Consider the following 19,945-nt stretch of genomic DNA (forward strand, 5'->3'; position numbering starts at 1 on the left):
GTAACTCCCTCGCGGAGACGCACGCCTGGTTCGATTCCAGGGTCGCCCACCATTTTCCTTCCGAAGTAGCGTAACCCCCCCCTTTCGGGGCCGCGTGATGTTGACGGCATCCCGCCCGTGGCGTGTTCAGCCGCAGCATGCTAAGCGCCCGCCAAACATGGGCAGGCCTCAAGTGACCGCATCGTTCGACATCGCCATCGTGGGCCAAGCCGGCCGGATCGGGTACGAGGCCGCACTCTTCGCCGCATCGCTGCGCCGCGCCGATCCCGATTTCGGTGGACGGCTGGTCGTGCTGGAACCACAACCGGGCGCCTCCTGGCCCGACGACCCGCGTCTGGCACCGCCCCTGCGCGATCTGCTGACGAACGAGCTGCGCGCCGAGATCCGCCCCTTCGAGACGCCCGTCTTCGGTGCCGCATACCCATACGGCAACAAGATCGAAGGGCTGCTGGCCCTCGACCCGGCCCGGCCCTTCCTCTTCTTCGACAGCGATACGCTGGTCCACGGCCGCCTTTCCGCCCTGGCCTTCGATTTCGATCGCCCGGCGGCTTCCATGCGGCGCGAGGGGACGTGGCCGCAGCTCGAACTCTACGGCCCCGGCTACACCGAAATCTGGCGGTCGCTCTACGATCGCTTCGGACTGGACGTCGACAACTCGCTCGACCTCTCGCAGCCCGATGAGCATTGGGAGAGGTATCTCTATTTCAACGCAGGCTGGTTCTTCGGTCGGTGCGGACCGGAGTTCGGGCGCAGGTTTCTCGACTACGCGACCGCGATCCGCGACGATCCACCCGACGCGGTCGCGTTGCAGAGCGTCGACCCCTGGCTCGACCAGGTCGCCCTGCCGCTCGTGATCCACTCATTCGGTGGCGATCGGCCCGGCCCGGAACTCGACGGGCTCGATGGAGAGGTGACGACGCACTACCGTACCTTGCCGCTGCTCTACGCCCGTGAGCGCGACGAGGCCATCGCCGCGGCCGAGGGCGTCATGTCTGAGAACCGCGTCAAGAAGGTCCTGAAGGAGTACGAGCCCTTCAAGCGGTTCATCCTGCAGAACAAGGGCGCCAAGGCTCGTACGCTGTTCGACCGCGACGACCTGCCCCGGAAGGAGCAGGCGATCCGCAACCGCCTGAAGGCCAACAACCTCTGGATGCGCTGACCGCGCCTAGGGACCGATCGCGACCCGGCCGACGACCTCAAGCCCGTCCTCGGTGCGTCGTGCTCCGATGATCTCGCCCGACCCTGGGAAGATCCCCGTCAGCTCGGTGATGTTCACCTGGTGCGTGACGAGGAGCACGCGCGCATCCTCGTCCAGCTTGTCCAGCGCCTGAAGCACGTCACGGGTCTGCCGTGCCCTGTCGCCCCGCCCGTCGAAGAACGAGTTGAGCGGCGGGAACGGCACGACCTCGCCCACGTCCAGCAGTTCCGCAGTGCTGAAGGCGCGGCACCACAGGCTCGACCAGACCTGGTCGAACTCGATCCCCGCCTCGTGCAGGGTGCGCGCGATCTTGCGCGCCTGCTCCTCACCGGTGTCGCTCAGGGTGCGCTGGGTCGCGCAGTCGTCGATCTCGAACGCTTCGGGATCGCTCGTTCCTGATGCAATGGCGTGGCGCATGAGGGCAGCCACTCCCGGCCCCTCGAGCGGCGTCAGGTCCTGAGCCGCGACAGGCGCCGCGAGAAGCGCAAGAAGCGCGACGACCGCCTTCAAGCAAGCTTCCTCAGCCGTGCAATCAGAGCCGACGTATCCCACCGCCCGCCGCCCATGTTCTGCACGTCCTTGTAGAACTGGTCGACCAGCGCGGTGACCGGTAGCGAAGCGCCGATTTCGTCGCCCGTGGTCAGGCAGATGTTCAGGTCCTTGCGCATCCAATCGATGGCGAATCCATGGTCGAATTCTCCGTCGAGCATCGTCTCGTAGCGGTTCTCCATCTGCCACGAGCCCGCGGCGCCCTGGCTGATCACCTCGACCACCGCACGACCGTCGAGGCCGGACTTCTCGGCGAAATGGAGCGCCTCGCTCAACCCCTGCACCAGCCCGGCGATGGCGATCTGGTTGCACATCTTGGTGGTCTGGCCCGCGCCGACCTCGCCGATCCGTCGGCAGATCTTGGAATAGGCCGTCATGATGGGCTCGGCCCGGTCATAGTGTGCAGCGTCGCCGCCACACATGACCGACAGCCTGCCGCCCTCGGCCCCAGCCTGCCCGCCCGAGATCGGGGCGTCGACATAGCCGATCCCCTTCTCGGCGGCGATCCCGGCCAGTTCACGCGTGACCATGGCCGACACGGTGGTGTGATCGACGAAGATCGCACCCTCGGACATGCCGCCGAAGACCCCATCGGCGCCGGTGGAGATCTCGCGCAGGTCGTCGTCGTTGCCGACGCAGGTAAAGACGAATTCCGCCCCTTTAACCGCGGCAGAGGGTGTTTCGGCACACGAACCGCCATGTTCCGCCACCCAGGCGTCGGCTTTCGAGGTGGTGCGATTATAGATCGTCACCTCGTGTCCCGCCGCCTTCAGATGGCCGGCCATGGGATAGCCCATCACGCCCAATCCCAGAAATGCTACCTGTGCCATGCCTTCACCTCCGCCCGCCGATTGTCTAAGCGGTTGTCCTAACGCAGACCCCCTGCCGGTCAACCGGCGCGGCTTCGAGGTTTTCATGGTTTCTCTGTTTCGCTGGCTCGTCCGGATCTTCATCGGCCTCGCCGTGCTTGCCATCGTGTCGGTCGTCCTGGGCTACCTGTTCCTGTCGCGCTCGATCCCCGACTACGAGGGGCGCTTCACGGTCGAGGGCGTGACCGCCCCTGTCGAGATCGTGCGCAACACCCAGAACGTGCCCCATATCTTCGGCGACACGGACGCCGACGTGTTCTTCGGCCTCGGCTTTGCGCACGCGCAGGACCGGCTGTGGCAGATGACGCTGCTGCGCCGTACCGCGCAGGGCCGCCTGTCCGAGCTCTTCGGCACTCGCACGACCCGCACCGACGAACTGATGCGCAGGCTCGACCTCTACAACCTCGCACGCGCCTCGATCGACGTGCAGGACGACGCGACGAAAGAGGCGCTTGAGGCTTATTCGGCCGGCGTGAACGCGTGGCTCGCGCAGATCAACGAAGGCGCCCGCGGCCGCGGCGCGCCCGAGTTTTGGCTGTTCTCGCCCGAGATCGCGCCGTGGCAACCGGCCGATAGCCTCGCGATCATCAAGCTGCTGGGTTTGCAGCTGTCGTCCCACGTGACCGAGGAAGTTCTGCGCGCCCGCGTCTCGCTCGCTCTCGAGGACGAATCGCGGCTGGCCGACATCATGCCCGACATCCCTGGGCCGGCCATCGCGGCCCTTCCGGATTATGCCAGCCTCGTCCCCGGCACGGAGGACATCCGCTATGCCGCGATCGAGCCTCTGGACGATCCGCTGTCACCGCTCGCACCCCGCGGCATGGGAGGCGCCTCGAATGTGTGGGCGGCAGCGCCCTCACGCTCGGCCAGCGGAGCGACGCTTCTGGCGAACGACCCGCATCTGGGCCTCACCGCCCCCTCGGTCTGGTATCTCGCCCGGATCGAGCTGGAATCCGGCGGCGTCATCGGCGGCACCATCCCGGGGATGCCCGTGATCCTCGTCGGCCGGTCGAACGACATCGGCTGGGGCCTGACCTCGTCCTATGCCGACGATCAGGATGTGCATATAGAACGGCTGAACCCCGAGAACCCGTCCGAGGTGCTGACACCCGAAGGTTTCAAGCCCATGCGCACCCGCACCTCGATCGTCGAGATCAAGGACGGCGCCGACGTGACGCTGACGCTCCGCTGGTCCGAAAATGGGCCAATCCTGCCCGGCCGGCATTGGAACCTGGGCACGATCACCCCTCCCGGTCACGTTGCCTCGCTTGCGTGGACGATGTTGACCGACAAGGACACGTCGATGACGGCGGCGATGAACCTGATGAAGGCCGCTTCGGTCCAGGAAGCGCTGGAGGCGTCCGAAAGCTATATCGCTCCGTCGCAGAACCTGACCGTAGTCGACCGCGAGAGCATTGCGATGAAGACCATCGGCGCCCTGCCCCGCCGTCGTGACGGCCACCAGTCCAAGGGGCGCCTGCCCACACCCGGCTGGATCGCCGAGAATCGCTGGGACGGGATGCTGCCCTATTCGCAGAATCCGGAATTCGTTAACCCCGACGGCGGCATTCTGGGCAACACCAACAACAAGGTCATCGAACGCCCCTTCCCGCTCCACGTCTCGTATTCCTGGGGCGACACGCAGCGGGTACAACGTTGGCAGCGCCTGATGCAGGGCCGCGAGGTCCACACCCGCGAGAGCTTCATGGAGGCGCAGCTCGATACCGTCAGCCCCACCGCACGGTCGCTTCTGCCGCTCGTCGGCGCCGAGCTGTGGTACACCGGCGAGGCCGCGCCGAATGGCACGCCCGAACGCCTGCGCCAGCGCGCGCTGGCGCTACTGGCCAGCTGGAATGGCGAGATGAACGAACATCTGCCTGAACCGCTGATCTACGCCGCTTGGATGCGCGAGCTTCAGGACCGGCTGATCCGCGACGAACTGGGTCCACTGGCCGACGAGTTCACCCATGTCGAGCCACTGTTCATCGAGCGGGTCTACCGAAATGTCGACGGCGCCGCGGAGTGGTGCGACGTGGTGCAGTCCGCGCGGGTCGAGGATTGCGCCGAGGTTGCGCGGCAGGCGCTCGACGAAGCGCTGATCTGGATCACCGAGACGTATGGCCGTGGGCTCGAGTCGCTCCGCTGGGGCAACGCACACGAGGCGTTGCACGAGCATCCGGTGCTCGGCGGTGCCCCGGGCCTTGGCTGGATCGTCAACATCCGCCAGTCCACCAGCGGTGGCGACAACACCTTGCTGCGCGGCCGCACCAAGGGCACAGCGCCCAACCCGTTCCTGAATGTGCACGGGGCCGGCTACCGGGGGATCTACGACTTTGCCGATCCGGAATCGTCGGTCTTCATCATCTCGACCGGTCAATCGGGGCATCCGCTGTCCAGCCACTACGACGACCTGAGCGAGCTGTGGCGGCGCGGCGAATACATCCCGATGACGCTCGATCCCGACCTGGCCCGCGCCGGCGCGGTTGGCGTCACCACCCTCAGACCCGCGACGCCCGAGTGAACTTCATCCCGTGCTACGTCGCGGCGGGCATGAGCGCGAGGCGGGCGTGCTGGAGCAGCATGACCGTCTTCGCGTCTCTGATCTCGCCGCGCTGCACCATGTCGAGCGCCTCTGTCAGCGACAGCTCGACCACTTCGATGTCCTCGCTTTCGCTTGAAAGCCCTCCGCCGGGGCCAGTCCAATCGTCGGGGATATAGCGGGCTGCGAAACAGTGGACCCGCTCGGTCACTGCGCCGGGGCTGGTGAAGACGTCGTACAGAAAGTCGACTTTTGCCACGCGGTAGCCGGTCTCTTCTTCGATCTCGGCACGCATCCGATTGGCCGGATTGGCTCCTTCGAGCAGCCCCGCCGGAACCTCGAGCAGCAGGCCGTCGTGCCCGTTCTCGTAGGCCGACCAACGGAACTGCCGGACAAGGATCACCGTTTCCCGCGCCGGGTCGTAAAGCAGCGCCGCACAGGAATCGCCCCGGTCGAAGCTCTCGCGCGTCCGGTCCTGCCACCGCCCGTCCCTGCCCCGCCACGCGAAGCGCGCCCGGCGCAGCGTGTAGTGCGCATCCGACAGGATCTCGACCTCATGAAGGCGGATGCGATCCTTGACGCTCATGACGGTCTCCACGCTGGGGCGCGCCGTGAAATCGATGCGACGCTTCGATCGTGACAATAGTACCGTAACCTTTCCGTGCCAGAACGGACTCTCCGATGGAGCGGTGATCGTTTCCATGGGTCCTCCCTGTTGGACTGGCCGTGCCCGTCGGGCACGGTCTTTTTAAGCTTCCACCGCTCCTGCTGACGCTGCGCGGAAAGCTGCCATTTTCCCTGTTGACGGTTTCGCGATTACCTCCTAGCGTCCGAGCCAATCATAAAAGCTGGCCAGTCCGCCAGGGAGATAAGATCTTGAAAAGGCCCCTTCCCGGGGCCTTTTTCCATGTCTCGACCGGCTCTGGAAATCGGGCCTGACACGCCCGATCCGACCTGTTAAACCCGCGCTCGGTTCTAACGGCAGTTATGGAAGCGACATGTCCCACTTTCTCAAGACGCTCTCTTTTGCCGCGCTCGTCGCCCTGTCCGGGCCGGCTTTCGCGCAAGAGAACGAGTCCGCCGACACGTCCGGGGCGCAGGACACGGGCGAGGCCATGACCGCGGCCCCCGAGGCGGATGATCTGAGCATGGGCGCCCCCGCCGAAGGCGAAGGCGCAGAGACCGGCACGGCCGGAAATGCCCCCGGCACAACCTACACCGCCGAGGAGTTCGGCGACTGGCAGCAGCGCTGCGCGCGCGCGGCCGAAGGCAACGATCCGTGCCAGCTCTACCAGCTGCTTCAGGATGAGAACGGCAACTCGGTCGCCGAGATTAGCATCTTCCCGTTGCCCGAAGGCCGCGAGGCCACCGCGGGCGCGACCATTGTCACCCCGCTTGAGACGCTCCTGCCCGCCGGCATCACCCTGACGGTGGACGGCAACCAAGCCCGCCGCTACCCCTTCGAGTTCTGCACGCAACAGGGCTGCATCTCCCGCGTCGGCTTCACCCAGGCCGAGGTCGAACAATTCAAGCGCGGCGCCAACGCAACCATGGTGATCCGTCCCGCCGCGGCCCCCGACCAGCAGATCGACCTGACGATCTCGCTGTCCGGCTTCACCGCCGGATATGGGGCGGTGCAAGAGGCCACTCCCGCCGAGTAATCCTTTCAGACGAATGCGGGACAGGGCCGGGGCGGCGTCCTCGGCCCTTTTTCTTTGACTACGCTCCGTGAGATGGCCACGCGCCACGGCACCCAAAGCCGCCGCAATGGGTTTCAACGTTGTCGGATTACGGAGGATTCTCATGCGAACCATGCTCGCATGCACCGCCATCCTGATCGTTGGGCTGGTGATCCTGGGGCTGCAACAGTTCCTCGGCGCGAACGAGGCGGCCGAAGCGCCTGGCGTCTTTCCCGAATGGCTCGTGCCGGTCGGCTACTTCCTGTCGCTGATCTGCGCACTCGGGCTGTTCGTCGGCTGGGCCCGTTACCGCCGCGTTACCTGAGTCACACCGCGAAACGCTTCAGCGCCAACACGGCATTGAGACCGCCGAAGGCGAAGGCGTTGGACAGCACCACGTCCACCTCGGCCTCGCGCGCCTCGTTCGGGACGACATCGAGCGCACATTCCGGGTCGGGTTCTTCGTAGCCGATGGTGGGCGCGATGATGCCGTCTCGCAGCGCCATGATGCAGGCCAGAAGCTCGACCGCACCGGTGCCGCCAATGAGGTGACCGTGCATCGACTTGGTAGACGAAATCATCAGATCGTTGGCGTGATGGCCGAACACGTCGGCGACAGCAGCACATTCTGTCTTGTCGTTTGCCGCAGTGCCGGTGCCGTGGGCGTTGATGTAGCCGACCGCGTCCAGGTCGATCCGCCCGTCCTTCAACGCCCCTGCAATGGCCCGCGCGGCGCCCTTCGTGGAGGGCATCACGATATCGGCCGCGTCCGAGGACATGGCGAACCCCACCACCTCGACCAGGATGTTCGCGCCGCGGGCCTTGGCGTGTTCAAGCTCTTCGAACACGAACATGCCTGCGCCCTCACCCTGGACCATCCCGTTGCGGGTGGCCGAGAAAGGGCGGCAGGCTTCCTTGGACATGACGCGCAGGCCTTCCCAAGCCTTGACGCCGCCAAAGCACAGCATGGACTCGGTGCCGCCGGTGACCATCGCGTCCGCCAGTCCCGAGCGGATCATGGCGAAAGCCTGCCCCATCGCGTGGTTCGAGGAGGCACAGGCAGTGGCCACCGTGAAGCTGGGACCCTGCAGGTTGAACCGCATGGAGATGTGGCTGGCTGCGGCGTTGTTCATCAGCTTCGGGATGACGAAGGGATGGACGCGATTCTTTCCCTCCTCGTAGACAGCGCGGTAGTTTTCATCTTGAGTGGTCAGGCCGCCGCCCGAGGTGCCCATGACGACGCCCGAACGCTGCGACAACTCACCCTGAAACTCGATTCCCGCCTGCGCGACGGCCTCTCCGGCCGCGATCAGCGCGAACTGGGTGAACCGGTCGTAGAGCGCGATCTGCTGGCGGTTGAAGCGCTCCTGCTCGTCGTACCCCTTGACCTGCGCACCGATCTGCACGGTCAGGCGGTCCACATCGCGGATGTCGAGCGGACCGATGCCGCAGCGTCCTTCTGCCATGGCCTCCATCGTCTCGGGGACCGATTGGCCGATCGCGTTGATCGTGCCCGCGCCCGTGATGACGACGCGCTTCACGACTTCTGCGCCGCCACCAGCCCCTCGACCGCACCAACGATGGCCGCGACGGAAGAGATATCAAAATCGCCCGCCTCGGGCTCGTTCGCGTTGAACGGCACCTGGATGTCGAATTCTTCCTCAATGGCGAAGATGCTCTCGACCAGGCCAAGCGAGTCGATGCCGATATCCTGAAGGCTCTGGGTCATCTCGATATCAGACGGCTCGAGCATGGCCTGCTCGGCGATGATGCGGATGACCTTGTCCTTGACGTCGTCTGCCATGGGTTCCCCGCGCCCGTTTTTCGTTTCAGGGGTTTAATGATCCTCGCCCTGTTTTGGAACCTGTTTCTTGGATGCAGCGACATCACGAAGCAACCGCGGCAGCCGCCGCAGGGCTTTGTACATATCCACGTGCTGATCCATTCGCACCGCCGGATAGCCCATCATCACCCGGCCCGAAGGCACGTTCGACAGGACCTTCGTGGCGCCGGTCAGGATCACGTCCGACCCGATGCTCAGGTTGTCCGCGATCCCGGTCTGACCGCCGCAGACCACGCGGTCGCCTACGACGGTCGATCCTGCTATCCCGGTCTGCGCGGCAAGCAGGCAGTCGTTCCCCATGACGACGTTGTGCGCAATGTGAACGAGGTTGTCGAACTTGCACCCGTTGCCGATGCGCGTCGCGCGGATCGTGCCGCGATCGACGGCCGCATTGGCTCCGAACTCGCAGTCGTCACCAATCACGACAGTCCCGAGAGAGTGGATCCGTGTCCAGCTTTGCGCCCTGATATCGCCTTGATCGCCAAGATTCTTGCGCGCTTTCTCCACGCCCGAGGTCTCGGGCGTGACGAAGGACAGGCCGTCGGCACCGATTACCGCGCCGGGCTGGAGAATAACCCGGTCGCCGATCACCACCCGCGCCCCAATCCGGACCCCGTTCATCAAGAGCGCGTCGTCACCTATCCTCGCCCCTTCGGCGACGGAAACATGACTCGCGATTCGCGCACGTGCTCCGATCCGGACGTCCCGGCCGATCATGACGAAGGGGCCGATCGCCGCGCCCTCGCCGATCTCGGCCGTGGGGTCGACGATCGCGCCCGGATGGATGCCGGGAGCAATCTCGGGGCCCGGGTCGAGGATCGACGTCAGGTGCGCCATCGCCAGCCGCGGCCGCTGCACGAATAGCGCCGCCTCGAGGCCCATGGCCCGCCAGTCGGCCCCCTCCCACAGGATTGCGACCCGGGCCTGCCCCTCGGACAGGCGTTCGGCATAGGCAGGCTGCATGGCGAGCGCGATATCGTCAGGTCCTGCATCGGCAGGTTCGGCCGCGCCAGAAACGGAAACGGCGCCGTCGCCTTCCAGCCGGGCCGACAGCGCCACCGCAATCTTGTCTGTCCTGTGCGTCAATGTCGCCTCCGCCTGTACGCGCGGAGGCGACCCTAGCTTCACTGTGCGGCCGAGGCTACCCGCAGCGACCTTTGCGGCAGTTCCACGCCTTCGGTGCGCAGCGCGTCGAGGATCAGGGCGTCGCGGCCATAGATGTCGCCGCGATACTCGACCCCGCCGCCCGGCTTCGCGATCGCAGTGCGGTAGACAAGGTGTACCGGCAGCGGTTCTACCAAGCCGACGCGGGTATTGTTGCCCGAGTTCAGGTACTTTTGTAACATTCCCATTGGGTCCAAAACGCCATCGAGCCGCAACAATGCTTCGGCAAACTCATAAGGGTCGTCCAGCCGTATGCAGCCGTGACTGAAGGCCCGGACCTCCTGCTGGAACAGGCTCTGCGCCGGCGTATCGTGGAGGTAGATGTTGTACTTATTGGGGAACATGAACTTCACGCGACCCAGGGCGTTTTGCGGCCCCGGCGGCTGGCGCATCGAGAACGGAAAGGTGCGCGACGAATAGTTCGAGAAGCCCCTGCCGCGATTGACCACCTGTCCGCGCGAATTGATGACCTCAAGCTGGCCATGTGCGTAAGGGTTGCGGCGCAGGCCCGGCAGATACTCGTTCACGATGATCGACCGCGGGACGTACCAGTACGGGTTGATCACCATGTGCTCCATGGTGTCCGAGAACTCGGGCGTCTCGCGGTCGGGCATGTCCTTCCCGATGACCGACTTGGTTTCGAAATAGGTCTCGCCGTCCACGATGATCTTCGCGCGGAAATCCGTCAGGTTCACCCAGACGTGCCGGTCGCCCAGATCGCGGTTCATCCAACGCTCACGCTCCATCGCGACGAGGATCGAACCCAGGCGCTCCTCGGGAGACGCGTTCAACTCGTCGCGGGTCTTGCCACCGACGATGCCATCGACCTTGAGCCCGTGATCGGCCTGGAAGCGTTCGACAGCCTCGCGCATGGCGGCGTCGAAGGTTTGCGTCGCGGAGCGACCAAGGTAGCCCATGGCCGCAAGGCGATCACCCAGGCGGACGACATCGGCACCGCTCGCGCCCTCTTCGAGGCGCGCGGCCTCGACCGGTTCACCCCAACTGCCCTGTTGCACGGCGGCAGCCAGGCGCAGGCGCTCGCGGACGAGGCGGGTGTACTCGAGGCTGTCGGGCGTCAGGCTTTCCATGAACGCATGGGGACGGGCCGACGACAGGTTCCGCAACAGGTCGAGGCGGTTGTTCTCGGGCGCGGCGCGCCTGATCTTGGGCACGACCTTCGTGGGCTCGAGAATGCCGGTGGAAATGTCGGACGCAAACCGCAAAAAGATGCGCGACAGTTCGACCTCAAGCTTGCCGCGGGCGCGGACGTCTTTCGCATCGCCCATCATGGAGCGCAGGCGCCCGGCATCATAGCGTCCCGCGGGAAGGCCATGTAGATCAGCCTTCGAGATCGCGCTCAGAAGCGCCTCGCGCCGGGCGCGGTCGTCGGTGTCCGCGTCAGTCCAGAGCGGCTCGTAGTTGGACGCGCGGTAGTAGGTGGAGAGAGCCTCATCACCCGAGGCGGCCACGGCGATGGCTTGGGTGAAGGGCGTGACCTGAGCCACGACGGCGGCTGGCATGGCGAAACATCCGACGACGACCGGCACCGCCAGACGCCTGAATATCGCGGCGTTCATGTGAAAATCCTTACGTTGCATCCCCAATGACAACCCTTTGGCAGCCCAGGGATTTCCGGCAAGTTGATTCCGGGCGGGATCTATCAAGCTGTGTGACGACCGGTTGCAAATCCGACACATGAACAACGCTTTGGCGGCTCTCGGCTCACTTACGCACTTGTTAAGCGAATCTTTGCCAATGTCAGGGAACTTTCCCGAGTGTTGCCGCGCGGCCCCTTTTTCCGAGCCTGCTCCCGTGTCATAGAGAGCGGGCCTTGGGGACGGGGCACATACATCGCGGCGAACGCGAGACGATATGCAGGTTCACTAGTAAACGGGACGACTCATCATGGTAAACGGGACCAACGGCCTCACCCGCCGGACGCTGCTCGGGGCCTTCGCGGCGACGAGCGTGATAGCGGCACCGACCTACTCTCATGCGTTCGGCCTGTTGCGCGGCGCCGGCGACATCCGCCGCATCCGGATGTATAACGGCCGCACCGGTGAGAACATCGACACGATCTACTGGATCGAGGGCAACTACATCAAGGAAGCCCTGAACGAGATCAACTTCTTCATGCGCGACTGGCGGAACAACCAGGTGAAAGAGATCGACACCCGCACGATCGACATCACCGCCGCGGCACACAACCTTCTCGACACGACCGAGCCCTACATGCTGATCTCGGGCTACCGCAGCCCCGAGACCAACGCGATGCTTCGGGCGCGGTCGTCGGGCGTCGCCAAGAATTCGCGTCACCTGCAGGGTCAGGCGAACGACCTGCGACTCAAATCGCGCTCGGTCGATCAGATGTTCCGCGCCGCCAATGCTTGCGCGGCGGGTGGCGTCGGCCGCTACACCTCGTCGAACTTCGTCCACATGGATTGCGGTCCGATCCGCTCCTGGGGCACCTGAAGCGCGCTCGACCTGAAATGTGTTAGAGAAGGCCCGCCGCGAGCGGGTCTTTTCGTATGCAGAATGGGTGGGTGAGCAAAGGGTACGGCCGACGTCTCCCTTACGGGACCCCGCTTCAAAGGTCGTGGAATGCCCGAGCTTGCCGGCGGGTCCAGTTGACGGTCAGGCGCAGGCCGTTCTCTTCCTGCGTCTCGTCCTCGACCACCCCTTGCTCATAAAGCCAAGCGCGTCGACGACCTGCCGTGAACGGCAGGAGGATTTCCTTGCGGTTGCGCGCATCATCCAGCGCCTCTTCGACTGCATCGAGTAGCGGGCTCATCCCCTCGCCGGTCAGGGCCGAAAGTGTCTGCACCTCGTCACGCCGCGCCGCCAGATTGTTCAGCGTGGCGCGGTCCACCTCGGGCAGGCGGTCCACCTTGTTCCAGACCTCGATCATCGGAACGTCGTCAGCCACCCCCAGATCAGAGAGAATTCGCGCGACATCCTGGGCCTGCTCTTCGGTGCCCGGATGGCTGACATCGCGCACATGAAGAATCAGGTCCGCCGCCAGCACTTCTTCGAGCGTGGCGCGGAAGGCTGCGACGAGTTGCGTCGGCAGGTCCGAGATGAAGCCCACCGTGTCGGACAGAATGACGCGCTTGCCGTGCGGCAGCTCGATAGCGCGCATGGTCGGATCGAGCGTCGCGAAAAGCATGTCTTCGGCCATGACGTCTGCCCCCGTCAGACGGTTGAACAGCGTAGACTTTCCAGCGTTCGTATAACCGACCAGCGCGACGATCGGAAACGGCACCTTGGCACGCGCAGCGCGGTGCAGTTCGCGGGTCTTCACCACCTTGTCGAGCTGCTTCTTCAGCCGGACGATCTGCTCGTCGATGGCGCGGCGGTCGGCCTCGATCTGCGTTTCGCCGGGGCCACCGACGAATCCAAGGCCGCCGCGCTGACGCTCAAGGTGCGTCCAAGCGCGAACCAGCCGTGTGCGCTGATAGCTCAGATGCGCCATTTCGACCTGGAGCACGCCTTCTCGCGTCCGGGCGCGATCCGAGAAGATCTCGAGAATCAGGCCGGTCCGGTCGAGCAGCTTCACGCCCCACGCCTTTTCCAGGTTGCGCTGCTGCACGGGCGAGACGGGGCCGTCGATCAGCACGAGGCCGATCTCTTCCGCCTCGATGCGCGCCTTCAGCTCGTCCATCTTGCCGGTGCCGAACAGGTGGCCGGGATGCGCGCGCGGCAGGCGTACGACCTGGCCGCCCGCGACTTCGAGCCCCGGCAGGGCATGGGCAAGCGACATGGCTTCTTCCAAGGCGGGCGCGGCTTCACGCCGGTCACGCTCGGTCTGGATATCGGGGTGTAGAACCCAGGCTTTCGTCGTCATGTGGCGCGAACGCGCTCGGCGGGGATTAGGTTCAGCGCAGTCACGCTTGTCCGTCGCCCTCGTAGAGCTGGATCGGCTGCGACGGCATGATGGTCGAGATCGCGCCCTTGAACACGAGCTGCGACTGCCCGTCGCGACGCAGCAACACGCAGAAATTGTCGAACCAGGTGATGACGCCCTGAAGCTTCACACCGTTGATCAGAAAGATCGTTACCGGGACCTTGGTCTTCCGCACATGATTCAGAAAAGTTTCCTGAAGGTTCTGCTTTTCTCCGGCCATCGACACACAGTCCCTTAAAAAGGTCGTTTCTTATTGCCCGCAGAATCAACGACCCGCAGGTGTCAGCGTCAAGTATGAGGATCGTGGTAAGGAAACGCCAGAAGAAAAAGCCGCTTTGTCAATTGCGCCAGAAGTCCTGGTTGAACAGCGCGATGATCGCGAGCGCCTCGAGCCGCCCCAGGACCATAACCAAAGCGAGGATCAGTTGTGCCGCGCTGGAGAGGCTTCCGTAGCTGATCGACTGCTCTGCACCCAACTCGGCCAAGGGGCCATTGTTCGACAGGGCCGCGACGGTCAGCACGACCGAATCCTCGAACTCGACGCCGGCGAAGGCAAGCGCCGCCATCGTCACCGCCACCGTGAGCGCAAAGAGCATGAAGAAGATCCATGCCACGAACGCCCCTTCCCGACGCAGTCTTCGGCCCCGGAAGCCGGAGCCCCCGATCGAGCTGGGAAAGACCAGCCGCTCCATCTCGCGTGCGCCGTGCTTGTAGAGCGCGAAGACCCGGAGCAGCTTCACGCCGCCAGCGGTCGTCGCCACGCCCCCGCCGATCAGGCTGAGCCCGATGAACAGGATCCCCGGCGTCTCGAGCCCTGACCAGAAACGTGCTTCTTCGAAGAAGCTGCTTTCGAAACCCGCCGTCGTCAGGAACGACATGGTCATGAACAAGGCGCCCCAAAGCGCCGCGATGGCGGCACCAAGGTCGCCCTCGGACTCGATCGCGTCCAGGAAATGCCGCGTGAACAGAAAGCCCGGCACGACGATCAGCAGCGTCACGGCCAGCCGCATTTCGGGATCGCGGCGCCAGATGCCTCGCTCACGCGTGATGTAGTCGTTGCGGAAGGTCAGCCGCGAGATCGCAAAGACTAGGAAAGCGAAGACCAGAAGCTCGGACAGGAATCCGTTTCCCGTGAACGCGCCCGAGGTGATGCCAGAGGTCGCCATGGTGGACATCGCAAGGATCGCCCCCTCCCCCGGTGCCACGCCGGTGATGACGAGGCCAAGCCACAGCGTCATCGTCAGGCCGACATAGACGGGTCCCAGCCGCGCCGTATACCGGCGCAGCCGCTCGCCGGGGCAGCCGGCCTGCCGATCCCGCAGCGCCGCACGACCGGCGGCGGTGATGTCGGTCGCGATCACTTCGAAGCCGCCGAGGCTCAGGGGCGCCAGCACTGCAAGCGCCGAGACCCAGAACAACAATCCGCCCATCCAGCCGACCATCGCGCGCCACAGGTGAAGCGACGGCGGAAGCGTCCCGCCGCCGGTGTAAAGGGTTGCCCCGGTGGTGGTAAGGGACGAGACCATCTCGAACCACGGGGCAAGGATGCGGCTGTCCGACAGCGCCTCGCGAAATGGTACCGCCAGCATGAGCGGCAGCAGGAGCAGTGCCCCGACAAGCCCCATCAGTTGGCCTCGCGTCGTTCCTTCGCGACCGCGGCCCCCGAACGCCATCGCCATCAGCACGAAGACGACCAGGAACAGCGCGCCCGAATAGAAGAAGCAGCGCGCCGTGTGCATGTAGTCGAGCCGGTAGGCGTGGATGGCCGGAACGAACATCGCTGCCGCCCCCAGCCCTTGCAGGATGAGGAGGAACGGCAGCCGTTTCAGCGACCGCCACATCAGAAGAAGTCGATCGCGACCTGAAACAGTCGCTCCACCGCCGGCACGTCCGCGGCCAGCGCGAAGATCACGATGATGTCGCCCTCTTCGATGCGGGTGGTGCCGGTGGGCCGGACGACCTTGTCGCCCTTCTTCACCGCCCCGACGAGCGCGCCTTCGGGGAAGTCGATCTCGCGCACCATCTGGCCCGCGATGGTCGAGGTCGACAGCACCTGCGCCTCGATCACCTCGGCCTCGGCATCGCCGATCGAGTAGACCCCGCGCACCCGGCCGTGGCGGATGTGACGCAGGATCGAACTGACGGTGGTCGAGCGCGGGTTGATCGACGCGTCGATCCCCAAGGGCCGCATCATGCCGACGAGCGTGGGGTCGTTGACCAGGCAGATCGCCATGCGGCACCCCTCCTGCTTGGCCCGAACGGCGGTCAGCAGGTTCGCCTTGTCGTCGTCGGTGACGCACAGGATCGAGTCCGCCTTCTGGATCGCGGCCTCGCGCAGCAGCTCGTGGCTCAGCCCGTCGCCGTTCAGCACGATCGTCCGGTCGAGCGCATCTGCCGCGCGCTCGGCGACGAGGCGGTTCTTCTCGATCAGTTTCACGCGGATCCGCTGTGCCCGCGATTCCAGGTCGCGCGCCACGGCGAGGCCCACGTTGCCGCCGCCGACCACGACCACCCGCTCCTGCTTGCGCGGCTGCTTTCCGAAGATATCGAGCGCGCGCATGGCGTCATCGCGGTGGGTCATCACGTAGATGTCGTCACCGGCAAATAGCTGGTCCCCCGGCTCGGGCGCGAAGAGCTGGCCACTCCGACGCACGCCCACGACGATGGCGCGCAGGGTCGAGAACAGATCGGTCAGCTGCCGCAGCGGCGTGTTCAGCACCGGGCATGCCTCGTCGAGCAGGATGCCCAGAAGCTGCGCCTCGCCGCCCAGAAAGAACTGGTTGTCGAAGGCCTCGGGCACGGCAAGCCGGCGCAGGGCGGCCTCGGCGACCTCGCGCTCGGGGCTGATGACCACGTCGATGGGAAGGTGATCGCGCCGATAGAGGTCGGAGTAGATCGCGTCGAGGTAGCTTTGCGCCCTGAGACGCGCGATCTTGCGTGGGACGGCAAAAACAGAATGGGCCACCTGGCAGGTGACCATGTTGACTTCGTCAGAATGGGTTGCGGCCACGATCATGTCGGCGTCGCGCGCCCCCGCCCGGTCTAGCACGTCCGGATAGCTCGCGTGGCCCGCGATGCCCTGCACGTCCAGCACCTCGGTCGCCTGGCGCACGAGGTCCGGATTGTTGTCCACGATGGTGACGTCGTTGTGCTCGCCCGCCAGGTGGCGCGCAATTTGCCAGCCGACCTGGCCTGCTCCGCAGATGATGATTTGCATGAGGGTCCGATCAGTGAGCGCGACGGCAACGTGCGCCTTTTCGCACGCGTCGGCACGCCGTTCAAGCGCCCGGCCAGATTGCGCCTGTCAGGTAACAGCCTGCCGCCGCCGATACGCCGGATCGTCCCACAGCCGCCGGTCCATCACCTCTGCCAACGTGGCGATGCAGGCATCGATCTCGGCCTCGCCGAGATAGAGCGGCGTCACCCCGAAGCGCAGGATGTCCGGCGCGCGCACGTCGCCTACCACGCCGCGCGCAATGAGCGCCTGCATGATCGGATAAGCCTCGGGGTGGCGGAAGCTGACCTGGCTTCCGCGATCTTTCCCAGCACGAGGCGAGGCGAGGACAAGGTCGGTGCACGCCGCCTCGACCCCGTCTATCAGCCGCTCGCTTAGCTCCAGCGAGCGCGCCCGCACGTCCGAAAGGTCCGCAACGTCCCAAACATCCATCGCGGCATCCAGCGCGGCCATCTGCAGCACCGGCGGCGTCCCGACCCGGAACCGCGCCACGTCGCGGGCCGGGCGGTAGCTGTGCTCGAACGCGAAGGGCGCCGCGTGACCCAGCCAACCCGGGATCGCGGGATCAATCCGCCCCGCCACCGCCGGCGCGGCGTAGATGAACGCGGGCGCGCCAGGGCCGCCGTTGAGGTACTTGTAGCTGCAGCCAACCGCGAAATCCGCACCGGCGCCCGTTATGTTCACCGGTAACGCACCCGCGGAATGGGCCAGATCCCAGACGGTGACGACGCCAAGCGCCTTCGCGCGCGCCGTCAGCGCCGCCATGTCGTGCAGCCGCCCGGTCCGGTAGTCCACCTCGGTCAGCATCAGCACGCCCACCTCTTCGGACAGCGCATCGGCCACCGCCTCGGGCTCCACGCTCGTCAGCCGCCCTCCGGCCTGCCGCGCCACAGCGTCCGCGATGTAAAGGTCCGAGGGGAAATTGCCGGTATCGCTCAGGATCACGCGCCGTTCGGTCAGCGTCAGCGCCGCCGACAGCGCCTGGTGCAGCTTGATCGACAGAGTGTCACCCGTGGTCAGCGTCCCCGCCGCCGCACCGATCAGCGGCGCGATGCGGTCGCCCAGCCGGTCGGGCATCGCCATCCAGCCCGCATCGTTCCAGGCGCGGATCAGCTGCGTGCCCCATTCCTCACGCACCGCGCGCGCCACGCGGTCGGGCACGGATCGAACCAGAGGGCCCAGGGAGTTCCCGTCGAGGTAGGCGACGCCCTCGGGCACGTCGAACAGGGCGCGGGTGGCGGAGAAATTTGTCATGGCCTCGGCCTAGCCGCAGCACGCCTCCCCGGCAAGATGTCGCGGGAACGCACCAGCGGCGGTTTCGGTTAGGTGGGCCAAGGACTCCAATACGAGGACATTCTCATGGCCAATATCGACAACACCAAGATCGTCATCGTCGCCACCGACGGGTTCGAGCAAGTCGAACTGACGACTCCGCAGAAGAAGCTGGCCGAGGCCGGCGCCACCGTCCACGTCGCCACCCCCGACGGCAGCGACATCAAGGGCTGGGACAAGGACCACTGGGGCGATGTCACGAAGGCCGACCTCAAGATCGAAGATATCGACGTCGCCGCCTATGACGCGATGGTTCTGCCCGGCGGCCAGATCAACCCCGACGTGCTGCGCGCCGACGCGAGCGTGGTGCAGAAGGTCAAGGACTTCGCCGCCACCGATAAGCCGCTTGCCGCGGTCTGCCACGCGCCCTGGCTGCTGATCGAGGCCGACCTCGTGCGCGGCAAGCGCCTGACCTCGTTCAAATCGATTCGGACCGACCTGAAGAACGCCGGTGCCGAGGCCGTGGACGAGGAAGTCGCGCAAGCCGGGAATCTGATTACCTCGCGCAACCCAGGCGACCTCGACGCCTTCTGCAACGCCATCGTGGATGCGGTTTCCAGCAATCGCGACCGCGCCGCGGCCTGATCCAAATCAGCCGGAACGCGCGCAAGACAGCGTGCGTTCCGGCCAATTTCTTGCCTTTCCCACCTGACCGGCCCAGATAGTGGAGACGACAACAACCGCGGATGGGCCGTCATGGGCATCAAAGAGCGCATCGACGAGCAGATTCTGGAACGGGCCGCCTGGCTGGACCGACCCAACCCTGCCGTTCAGGCCACAAGGCGCGTTCTGAACCTGCTTCTCAGCTATGATCGCACGATGGATCTGGCGATCGAGATGGAGGACTGGTCCGGCCCCGCCATCATGGACCGGATGGGCGAGATGCTTGCCCGTGACGTCGAAATCTCGGGCATCGACAACATTCCGCGTAACGGCGGCGCGCTCATCGTATGCAACCATCCCACGGGGATCGCGGACGGCATCATCCTGTGGCACCTGCTCTCGCCGCTGCGCCCGGACCTGTTCTTCTACGCCAACTCGGACATGCTGAAGGTCGTGCCGCAGCTCGACACCATGATCGCGCCGGTGGAATGGCGCCCCGACAGGCGCAATCATTCCAAGACGCGCGAGACGATGGCCTTCACCCGCAAGGCAATGGGCGACGGCCGCCTCGGGATTATCTTTCCTTCGGGTCGACTGGCGAAGCGGTGCGGCCTGCGTCTGCGTGAGCGGCCGTGGATGTCCTCGGCTGCGATGATCGCGCGCAAGTTCGACGTGCCGATCATCCCGATGAACATCCGCTCGCGCAACTCGGCGCTGTTCTACCTGTTCGACTTCATCCACCCGTCCCTGCGCGACATCACCCTGTTCTACGAAACGCTGAACAAGGCAAAGCAGCCCTTCCGCATCGCCGTTGGTGAGCCGATCTCGCCCAAGGCGCTACCGAAGGACGCCGACGCTGCCATCGCGCGGCTCCGCGACGCAACGCTGGATCTCGGCGGACGTCACGCGCCCGAAGTCTCGCTGGTGGACGTGACCCGTCGGCCAAGCTGGATCGCGGCCCGCGCTTCTGACACCTCCACGCGGCTCTGATTGGCGGGGGCGCTCGACGCAAGTCGGCCGCCCCTTGCCA

At 65.4% G+C, this 19,945-nt stretch carries 19 protein-coding genes; 7 read left to right on the forward strand and 12 right to left on the reverse strand.

Annotated elements, in window-relative coordinates; translation table 11 throughout:
• Positions 1 to 157: 157 nt before the first annotated feature.
• A complete protein-coding gene (locus tag ACFDS3_RS06810) occupies positions 158 to 1,159 on the forward strand; it encodes a hypothetical protein (protein ID WP_375261596.1) in 1,002 nt (333 codons plus the stop codon).
• Between the two features lie 6 nt (positions 1,160 to 1,165).
• Here ACFDS3_RS06810 and ACFDS3_RS06815 read toward each other — a convergent pair whose 3' ends face one another.
• Together ACFDS3_RS06815 and ACFDS3_RS06820 are read right to left on the reverse strand one after the other, a co-directional pair.
• Positions 1,166 to 1,708 carry a histidine phosphatase family protein gene (locus ACFDS3_RS06815; protein ID WP_375261597.1) on the reverse strand — a complete coding sequence of 181 codons (543 nt, stop codon included), beginning with the start codon at positions 1,706 to 1,708 and terminating at the stop codon, positions 1,166 to 1,168.
• Positions 1,705 to 2,577, reverse strand: coding sequence for an NAD(P)-dependent oxidoreductase (locus ACFDS3_RS06820; RefSeq protein ID WP_375261598.1), 873 nt, complete (start codon positions 2,575 to 2,577; stop codon positions 1,705 to 1,707). The genes ACFDS3_RS06815 and ACFDS3_RS06820 overlap by 4 nt, the downstream gene beginning before the upstream one ends.
• An 85-nt stretch (positions 2,578 to 2,662) precedes the next feature.
• Between ACFDS3_RS06820 and ACFDS3_RS06825 the strand changes: the two genes are divergently transcribed.
• Positions 2,663 to 5,137 carry a penicillin acylase family protein gene (locus ACFDS3_RS06825; protein WP_375261599.1) on the forward strand — a complete coding sequence of 825 codons (2,475 nt, stop codon included), beginning with the start codon at positions 2,663 to 2,665 and terminating at the stop codon, positions 5,135 to 5,137.
• Between the two features lie 13 nt (positions 5,138 to 5,150).
• Here the strand turns inward: ACFDS3_RS06825 and ACFDS3_RS06830 are convergent, their stop codons facing one another.
• Complete coding sequence (locus tag ACFDS3_RS06830; RefSeq protein WP_375261600.1) at positions 5,151 to 5,741, reverse strand: NUDIX domain-containing protein; 591 nt, start codon at positions 5,739 to 5,741, stop codon at positions 5,151 to 5,153.
• 412 nt (positions 5,742 to 6,153) lie between these two features.
• Here ACFDS3_RS06830 and ACFDS3_RS06835 point away from each other — a divergent pair, with 412 nt between their 5' ends.
• Both ACFDS3_RS06835 and ACFDS3_RS06840 read left to right on the forward strand, forming a co-directional pair.
• On the forward strand, positions 6,154 to 6,816 hold the full coding sequence (locus ACFDS3_RS06835) for an invasion associated locus B family protein (RefSeq protein ID WP_375261601.1): 663 nt from the start codon (positions 6,154 to 6,156) through the stop codon (positions 6,814 to 6,816).
• Between the two features lie 142 nt (positions 6,817 to 6,958).
• On the forward strand, positions 6,959 to 7,159 hold the full coding sequence (locus ACFDS3_RS06840) for a hypothetical protein (RefSeq protein WP_375261602.1): 201 nt from the start codon (positions 6,959 to 6,961) through the stop codon (positions 7,157 to 7,159).
• A 1-nt stretch (position 7,160) separates the two neighbouring features.
• Here ACFDS3_RS06840 and ACFDS3_RS06845 read toward each other — a convergent pair whose 3' ends face one another.
• From ACFDS3_RS06845 to ACFDS3_RS06860, 4 genes are read right to left on the reverse strand one after another with little or no spacing between them, the layout of a single operon-like run.
• A complete protein-coding gene (locus ACFDS3_RS06845) occupies positions 7,161 to 8,375 on the reverse strand; it encodes a beta-ketoacyl-[acyl-carrier-protein] synthase family protein (RefSeq protein WP_375261603.1) in 1,215 nt (404 codons plus the stop codon).
• Positions 8,372 to 8,638, reverse strand: a complete 267-nt coding sequence (locus tag ACFDS3_RS06850; protein WP_375261604.1) for an acyl carrier protein — start codon at positions 8,636 to 8,638, stop codon at positions 8,372 to 8,374. The genes ACFDS3_RS06845 and ACFDS3_RS06850 overlap by 4 nt, the downstream gene beginning before the upstream one ends.
• A 33-nt stretch (positions 8,639 to 8,671) precedes the next feature.
• Positions 8,672 to 9,763 (reverse strand): UDP-3-O-(3-hydroxymyristoyl)glucosamine N-acyltransferase, encoded by a 1,092-nt coding sequence (locus ACFDS3_RS06855; protein WP_375261605.1) that lies wholly within the window; start codon positions 9,761 to 9,763, stop codon positions 8,672 to 8,674.
• 38 nt (positions 9,764 to 9,801) lie between these two features.
• A complete protein-coding gene (locus tag ACFDS3_RS06860) occupies positions 9,802 to 11,418 on the reverse strand; it encodes a murein L,D-transpeptidase (RefSeq protein ID WP_375261606.1) in 1,617 nt (538 codons plus the stop codon).
• Positions 11,419 to 11,746: 328 nt separating this feature from the next.
• Here ACFDS3_RS06860 and ACFDS3_RS06865 point away from each other — a divergent pair, with 328 nt between their 5' ends.
• Entirely contained in the window at positions 11,747 to 12,313 is a 567-nt protein-coding gene (locus tag ACFDS3_RS06865; RefSeq protein WP_375261607.1) for a YcbK family protein, read from the forward strand.
• A gap of 115 nt (positions 12,314 to 12,428) precedes the next feature.
• On the opposite strand, the gene hflX is transcribed toward ACFDS3_RS06865, so the two are convergent.
• The 5 genes from hflX to kynU all read right to left on the reverse strand — a co-directional run bounded on the left by hflX (position 12,429) and on the right by kynU (position 18,234).
• Entirely contained in the window at positions 12,429 to 13,685 is a 1,257-nt protein-coding gene (gene hflX / locus ACFDS3_RS06870; protein WP_375261608.1) for a GTPase HflX, read from the reverse strand.
• Between the two features lie 40 nt (positions 13,686 to 13,725).
• Positions 13,726 to 13,965, reverse strand: a complete 240-nt coding sequence (gene hfq / locus ACFDS3_RS06875; RefSeq protein ID WP_375261609.1) for an RNA chaperone Hfq — start codon at positions 13,963 to 13,965, stop codon at positions 13,726 to 13,728.
• Between the two features lie 118 nt (positions 13,966 to 14,083).
• A complete protein-coding gene (locus ACFDS3_RS06880; protein ID WP_375261610.1) occupies positions 14,084 to 15,586 on the reverse strand; it encodes a TrkH family potassium uptake protein in 1,503 nt (500 codons plus the stop codon).
• Positions 15,586 to 16,962: a Trk system potassium transporter TrkA gene (trkA, locus tag ACFDS3_RS06885; protein ID WP_375261611.1), complete on the reverse strand. Its 1,377-nt coding sequence runs from the start codon at positions 16,960 to 16,962 to the stop codon at positions 15,586 to 15,588. Before trkA ends, ACFDS3_RS06880 begins: the two co-directional genes overlap by 1 nt.
• Before the next feature lie 87 nt (positions 16,963 to 17,049).
• Positions 17,050 to 18,234 carry a kynureninase gene (gene kynU, locus ACFDS3_RS06890; protein ID WP_375261612.1) on the reverse strand — a complete coding sequence of 395 codons (1,185 nt, stop codon included), beginning with the start codon at positions 18,232 to 18,234 and terminating at the stop codon, positions 17,050 to 17,052.
• 105 nt (positions 18,235 to 18,339) lie between these two features.
• On the opposite strand from kynU, the gene ACFDS3_RS06895 reads away from it, so the two are divergent.
• Together ACFDS3_RS06895 and ACFDS3_RS06900 are read left to right on the forward strand one after the other, a co-directional pair.
• Positions 18,340 to 18,897, forward strand: a complete 558-nt coding sequence (locus ACFDS3_RS06895; RefSeq protein WP_375261613.1) for a type 1 glutamine amidotransferase domain-containing protein — start codon at positions 18,340 to 18,342, stop codon at positions 18,895 to 18,897.
• A 111-nt stretch (positions 18,898 to 19,008) separates the two neighbouring features.
• Positions 19,009 to 19,905, forward strand: a complete 897-nt coding sequence (locus ACFDS3_RS06900; protein ID WP_375261614.1) for a 1-acyl-sn-glycerol-3-phosphate acyltransferase — start codon at positions 19,009 to 19,011, stop codon at positions 19,903 to 19,905.
• Positions 19,906 to 19,945 lie beyond the last annotated feature (40 nt).

The organism is Palleronia sp., from assembly GCF_042089775.1.
In the GTDB taxonomy this organism is placed as follows: Bacteria; Pseudomonadota; Alphaproteobacteria; order Rhodobacterales; family Rhodobacteraceae; genus Palleronia.